The following is a 6543-nucleotide window of genomic DNA, read 5'->3' as shown; positions in this document are numbered from 1 at the left end:
CGTTCGACGCGAACGTGCGGGCCCCTTCGGGTGTCCGGCTAGCCCACCGAGGAGTAGGCGATGATGCCGCGGCGGAGGCCGTCGACGGCCTTGCGGGCGGTCCTGCGGAGTTCGACGTCCTCGCCGGCGGCGTCCTGGATCTGGCCCAGGACGTCGATCAGCTGCTTGGTCCAGCGGACGAAGTCGCCGGCCGGCATGTCGGCGTCGCGCAGCACCTGGTCGAGGTTGTGGCCGAGCGCCCAGCGGTAGGCGACCCAGGCGAAGCCGAGGTCGGGCTCGCGCTGGCCGACGCCCTCGGCGGTGTTGATCCGGTGCTGCTCCTCCAGGGCGTCCAGGTGCCCCCAGATCCGGACCATCTTGCCGAGCGCCTCCTTGGCCGCGCCCTCCGGCACCCGGGGGGCGCCGGCGTCGTCGGACTGGCGGGCCTCGTACACCAGCGCCGAGGCGCAGGCGGCGAGTTCGGCGGCGGCCAGGCCGTTCCAGACGCCCTCGCGGATGCACTCGGAGGCGAGCAGGTCGAGCTCGCCGTAGAGCCGGCCGAGCCGCTTGCCGTCGTCGGTGACGGTGTCCCCGCTCAGGTAGCCGAGGTCGGTGAGCAGCGCGCAGACCCGGTCGAAGGTGCGGGCGATGGTGTGGGTGCGCGAGCGCATCCGCCGTTCCAGCAGCTCGGTGTCACGGTGCAGCCGGTGGTAGCGCTCGGCCCAGCGGGCGTGGTCCTCGCGGTCGGAGCAGCCGTGGCAGGGGTGCCTGCGCAGCTCGGTGCGCAGCCGGGTGATCTCCGGGTCGTCGGCGGCGGCCGCGCGGCCGCGCCGGAAGCGCTCGGGCTCCAGGTGGCCGGCCTTGGTGCGCAGTGCCGAGGCGAGGTCACGCCGGGACTGCGGGCTGCGCGGGTTGAAGGACTTGGGGATGCGCACGCGCTCGATCGCGGCGACCGGGTGCGGGAAGTCGATCATGGCGAGCCGCTTGACCTGACGCTCGGCGGTGAGCACCACCGGGCGCGGGCCGTCCTGGAAGTCGGGGTGGCGCGGGCCGCCCCGGCCGGAACGGTTGACCGGCGGCAGGCCCGGGTCGAGGACCAGGGCGAGGCCGGCGAACTTCCCGGTGGGGACGTGGATGACGTCGCCCGGCTTGAGCTGCTCGATGGACTCGACGGCGGCCGCGCGGCGCTGGCTGGTGCCCTCGCGGGCGAGCTCGTTCTCGCGGTCCTTGAGCTTGCGGCGCAGCTCCATGTAGTCGTCGAAGTCCCCGAGGTGGCAGGTCATCGACTCGCGGTAGCCCTCCAGCCCCTCCTCGTTGCGCTGCACCTGGCGGGCGATGCCGACCACCGAGCGGTCCGCCTGGAACTGGGCGAAGGAGGTCTCCAGCAGCTCGCGCGAGCGGTGCCGGCCGAACTGGGAGACCAGGTTGACGGCCATGTTGTAGGAGGGCCGGAAGCTGGACTTGAGCGGGTAGGTGCGGGTGCCGGCCAGGCCGGCCAGCGCCTCCGGGTCGAGGCCGCGCTGCCAGAGCACCACGGCGTGGCCCTCGACGTCGATGCCGCGCCGCCCGGCCCGGCCGGTGAGCTGGGTGTACTCGCCGGGGGTGATGTCGGCGTGGGTCTCGCCGTTCCACTTGACCAGCTTCTCCATGACCACCGAGCGGGCGGGCATGTTGATGCCGAGCGCCAGGGTCTCGGTCGCGAAGACGGCCTTGACCAGGCCCTTCACGAAGAGCTCCTCGACCACCTCCTTGAACCGGGGCAGCATCCCGGCGTGGTGGGCGGCGATGCCGCGCTCAAGCCCGTCCAGCCACTCGAAGTAGCCGAGGACGTGCAGGTCCTCGTCCGGGATGTCGGCGCAGCGCTCCTCGACGATCGCCCGGACCTGGGCGCGCTCGGAGTCCTTGTTGAGCCGCAGGCCGGAGCTGAGGCACTGCTGGACGGCGGCCTCGCAGCCGGCCCGGCTGAAGATGAAGGTGATCGCGGGCAGCAGGCCCTCGGCGTCGAGCCGGTCGATGACGTCCACCCGGCCCGGCGTCCAGACCCGGCCGGGACGGCCGTTGGGCATCGAGCGGCCCCGGCCGCGGCCGAAGCGGTCGCGCGGGTTGCGGTCGAGCTCGGAGCGGGCGAGCCGGACCAGCTCGGGGTTGACGGCCTTGCCGGGGTTCTTCAGGTTGTTCTTGGGGCGGCCGTCCCGGTCGGGGTCGGCGAACAGGTCGTACATCCGGTTGCCGGCCATCACGTGCTGCCACAGCGGCACGGGGCGGGTCTCGGAGACGATCACCTTGGTGCCGCCGCGCACGGTGTCCAGCCAGTCGCCGAACTCCTCGGCGTTGGAGACGGTCGCGGAGAGCGAGACGAGGGTGACCGACTCGGGGAGGTGGATGATGACCTCCTCCCAGACCGCGCCGCGGAAGCGGTCGGCGAGGTAGTGCACCTCGTCCATCACGACGTAGCCGAGGCCGTCGAGGGTGCTGGAGCCCGCGTAGAGCATGTTGCGCAGCACCTCGGTGGTCATGACCACCACGGGCGCGTCGCCGTTGACGGTGTTGTCACCGGTGAGCAGGCCGACCTTGGCGGCGCCGTAGCGCTTGACCAGGTCCCCGTACTTCTGGTTGGAGAGCGCCTTGATCGGCGTGGTGTAGAAGCACTTGCGGCCCGCGGCCAGGGCCAGGTGCACGGCGAACTCGCCGACGATGGTCTTCCCGGAGCCGGTGGGGGCGGCGACCAGCACGCCGGATCCGGCCTCCAGCGTCTCGCAGGCCTCCAGCTGGAAGTCGTCCAGCGGGAAGTCGTACAGCTGCTGGAAGCCGTACAGGGCGGTGGCCTGCTCCTGGGCCCGGCGACGGCTGGCCGCGTACGCCTCGGCGGGGCTGAGCTCCCGGTCGTCCTGGAGCTCTGGATCGGGGGTGTTCATCGCCGTCCGGATGTGGTTGGTGTGATCTCGCATCTCAGCGAGAGGTTACCCGGGAGGACTGACATCGATAGCACCGTTTTTCCGTGCGACGAGATCGCTCCCCTCCCAGATCCATAGTTGCAAATGTCTTCAAGTGATCGGTACAGAGTTACGCGCTGGCCGGCGGCGACGTCGCCGACCTGCTGCGGGCCGCCCGGCGAATCCTCACCGGGCTGCTCGCCGACCGGAACCTGCTCCTGGCGGAGCTACAGGCGTCCGGCGACTAGCCCTTCAGCAGCTCCGTCAGCCCCTCCGCCAGCCGCTCGTACTCCTGCGGCCGGTTGTACAGCTGCGCGCTGACCCGCAGCACCCCGCCGCCGGCCCACGGGCGGACGGCGATCCGGGTGCCCAGCCGGTGCCACACCTCGGCCATCAGCGCCTTCACCTGCGGCTCGGTCTCGCCGTACCCGGCCGGCAGCCGGACGGTGCTCATCCACACCCCGGGTGTCGAGGGCAGCGGCGCCAGGCCGGCCCGCTCGGCCAGCACCCCGCCGCCGTACGCGGCGAGGGCGGTGTTGTGGGCGGCCACCGCCGCGTGGCCGAGTCCGCGCAGCAGCTCGAAGCCGGCCGGGGCGGCCAGCCAGGGCGTGTAGTCGCAGGTGCCGCGCCACTCGACGTTGCCGGGGAAGCCCTTGTCGTGCTCCCAGGACAGCGCCAGCGGGCGCACCCGGCCGGTCCACTCGGGGCGGACGGCGAGCACCCCGGTGGCGCGCGGGGCGAAGGCCCACTTGTGCAGGTTGCCGAACCAGAAGTCGGCGTTCGGGTCGATCGGGGCGGGCAGCATGCCGGGCGCGTGGGCGCCGTCCACCACGGTGGTCACGCCGCGGGCGCGCAGGTCGGCGAGCAGGGCCGGGCCGGCCACCAGGCGGGCGGTGGGCGAGGTCAGCTGGTCCAGGATCGCGACGGTGGTGCGCCCGTCCGCTGCGGCGAGCACCGCCTCCCGGACGGCCTGCTCGTCCGGGGCGTCCAGGGGGACGCGGGCCACCACGAGTTCGGCGCCGGTCTCGGCGGCCTTGCGGGCCGCGGCCTGCGTCACCGCGCCGTAGCCGTGGTCGGTGACCAGGATCCGGTCGCCGGGCGCGAACGGGATGGTGTCCAGGGCGATCGCGACCGCCTCGGTGACGTTGGAGACCAGCGCGAGCCGGTCCGGGTCGGTGTCCAGTTCGGAGGCGATCAGGACGCGGGCGGCGGCGATCCGCGCCGGGAGGTCGGCGAAGAAGCCGTCCGGGTCCTGCTCGTGCTCGGTGCGCAGCCGGTCCTGTGCCCGCTGCACCGGGAGGGGCACGGCGCCGAACGAGCCGTGGTTCAGGTGCGCGGTCTGCGGCGACACGCTGAACAGCCCGTCGGCGGCGGGCAGCGGGGCCGGGGGTTCGGTGGTCCGCAGGTCCTCGTTCACGGTTTCCTCCGCTGGCTGACGTGCCGGTGGCTGACGTTCCGGCCGGCATGCAGACTGATGTGTGACATTTCACATGACAGACTACTGGTCGGGACACGCACCTCGCGACCACCATCGGGCCGTGACCATCACCGACCCCTTCCTTGCCCTCAGCGCCCGTACCGGCCGGTTCGCCTTCGGCGCGCCGCGTGCGTACACCCTCGCCGAGGACGGTACCCGGCTGCTGCTGCTCCGCTCGACCGGTCCGGAGGATCCGGTCGACCGCCTCCACCTGCTCGACGCCGCCACCGGCGAGGAGCGGCTGGTCGCCGACCCGGCCGCACTGCTGCCCGGCCGCACCGGCCGGCGCGACGACCTGCCCGCCGTCGAGCGGCGGCTGCGCGAGCGCACCCGGCTGGTCGCCGCCGGGATCGGCACGTACGCCGCCACCGCCGACCTCGCCACCGCCGTCTTCACCCTGGACGGCCGACTGTTCCGCACCGACACCACCGCCGGGACCAGCGACGAACTCCCGGTCGCCGGGCCCGCGTTCGACCCCCGCCCGGACGCCACCGGGCAGCGTGTCGCCTACGTCGCCGAGGACGCCCTGTACGTCACCCCCGGCCTCGACCCGCTCTCCCCCGCCGACGGCGCCCGCTGGGGCGTCGCCGAGTTCGCGGCCGCCGAGGAGCTCGGTCGCCCCCGGGGCCACTGGTGGCGACCGGACGGCGGAGCGCTGCTGGCCGCCCGGGTCGACGAATCCGCCGTCCCCCGGCGGTACTTCGCCGACCCGGCCAACCCCGGCGAGGCGCCCGAGGACTTCGCCTACCCGCAGGCCGGCGGCCCCAACGCGGACGTCCAGCTCTGGGTGCTCGGCCTCGACGGCACCCGGGTCCGACTGCAGTGGGAGAGCGAGGAGTTCCCGTACGTCTGCGCCGCCTCCTGGGCCTCCACCGAGGAGGTGCTGCTCACCGTCGCCGACCGCCTGCAGCAGAACGTGCTGCTGCTGAGCGCCGACCCGGCCACCGGCAGGACCGACGAACTCTCCCGCACCACCGACGAGTTCTGGGTGGACGACCTGCCCGGCACCCCCGCCCGGCTGGCCGACGGCCGACTGCTCACCGTCCACGACACCCCGCAGGCCCGCGGCCTCGCGCTGGACGGCAAGCCGCTGGACACCACCGGCCTGCAGATCCGCCGGGTGGTCGGCCGGCTGCACGGCCGGCTGCTCTGCGAGACCGGCGAGGGCGACCCCTTCGACCAGTACGTCCACCTGATCGACCCGGACGGCGGCGCACCCGAGCTGCTCACCTCCGGCCCCGGCATGCACTCCGCCCTCGCCGGCGCCGACACCCTGCTGCTCACCTCGGCCACCGCCGAGGGCGTCCGGCGCGTCATCACCCGCGACGGCCGCGAACTTCCGCTCACCGACCGCAGCGCCGCCCTGCCGTACCAGGTGCGCCCGCAGCTCGCCCGGGTCACCGAGCGCGCCCTGCCCAGCGCCGTGGTGTACCCGCGCGACCACGTCCCGGGCCGGCGGCTGCCCGTCCTGCTGGACGTCTACGGCGGGCCCGGCTACCAGGCGGTGGCCAACGAGCCGCGCCGCTGGCAGCTCAAGCAGTGGTGGGCCGACCAGGGCTTCGCGGTGGTCACCGTCGACAACGGCGGCACCCCGTTCGTCTCCCCCGACTTCACCCGCACCATCTTCCGCCGCATGTCCCAGGTGGCGCTGGACGACCAGGTCGACGCCCTGCATGCGCTCGCCGAGCAGCACCCGGACCTCGACCTCGGCCGGGTCGGCGTGCGCGGCTGGTCGTACGGCGGCTACTTCGCGGCGCTCGCCGTGCTGCGCCGCCCGGACGTCTTCCACGCCGCCTGCGCGGGCGCCCCGCCCACCGACTTCCGGCTCTACGACACCGCGTACACCGAGCGCTACCTGGGCCTGCCGCAGGACAACCCCGAGGGCTACGCCGACGACTGCCTGCTCACCGACGCGCCCGGCCTGAGCAGGCCGCTGCTGCTGATCCACGGGCTGGCGGACGACAACGTCCACCCCTCGCACACCCTGCTGCTCTCCCAGGCGCTCACCCGGGCCGGCCGCCCGCACACCGTGCTGCCGCTGCCCGGCGCCACCCACATGACCCCGGGCGGGCTGCTCGAACAGCTGGCCCAGTCCGAACTCGCCTTCCTGCGGGCCTCCTTGGGGTGATCCGTTGCGCCGCCCGGGCCGGAGTG

At 73.7% G+C, this 6543-nt stretch carries 3 protein-coding genes and 1 pseudogene; 2 read left to right on the top strand and 2 right to left on the bottom strand.

The genetic code is table 11. The annotated features are described in order from the left end of the window. Positions 1–38 precede the first annotated feature (38 nt). The gene (locus ACFU7Y_RS11915; RefSeq protein WP_224281456.1) at positions 39–2894 is read right to left on the bottom strand and encodes an RNA helicase; all 2856 of its coding nucleotides are present in this window, start codon (positions 2892–2894) and stop codon (positions 39–41) included. A gap of 137 nt (positions 2895–3031) precedes the next feature. Between ACFU7Y_RS11915 and ACFU7Y_RS11910 the strand changes: the two are divergent. Further along, a pseudogene (locus ACFU7Y_RS11910) lies at positions 3032–3160 on the top strand (transcriptional regulator); the annotation flags it as partial. On the opposite strand, the gene ACFU7Y_RS11905 reads toward ACFU7Y_RS11910, so the two are convergent. Next, positions 3157–4329 carry an aminotransferase class V-fold PLP-dependent enzyme gene (locus ACFU7Y_RS11905; protein ID WP_380767656.1) on the bottom strand — a complete coding sequence of 391 codons (1173 nt, stop codon included), beginning with the start codon at positions 4327–4329 and terminating at the stop codon, positions 3157–3159. The pseudogene ACFU7Y_RS11910 and the gene ACFU7Y_RS11905 overlap by 4 nt on opposite strands. A gap of 121 nt (positions 4330–4450) precedes the next feature. Here ACFU7Y_RS11905 and ACFU7Y_RS11900 point away from each other — a divergent pair, with 121 nt between their 5' ends. Then, a complete protein-coding gene (locus tag ACFU7Y_RS11900) occupies positions 4451–6517 on the top strand; it encodes a prolyl oligopeptidase family serine peptidase (RefSeq protein ID WP_380767654.1) in 2067 nt (688 codons plus the stop codon). Positions 6518–6543 lie beyond the last annotated feature (26 nt).

It is taken from the genome of Kitasatospora sp. NPDC057542 (assembly GCF_042801945.1).
Lineage (GTDB): Bacteria > Actinomycetota > Actinomycetes > Streptomycetales > Streptomycetaceae > Kitasatospora.
Note: the sequence above shows the minus strand (reverse complement) of the source record. Positions and strands in the feature narration are given on the sequence as shown.

What these genes read in the sequence shown, in the direction of transcription:
- ACFU7Y_RS11915 (WP_224281456.1), bottom strand. Translation starts at nt 2,894, where the DNA reads ATGAACACCCCCGATCCAGAGCTCCAGGACGACCGGGAGCTCAGCCCC.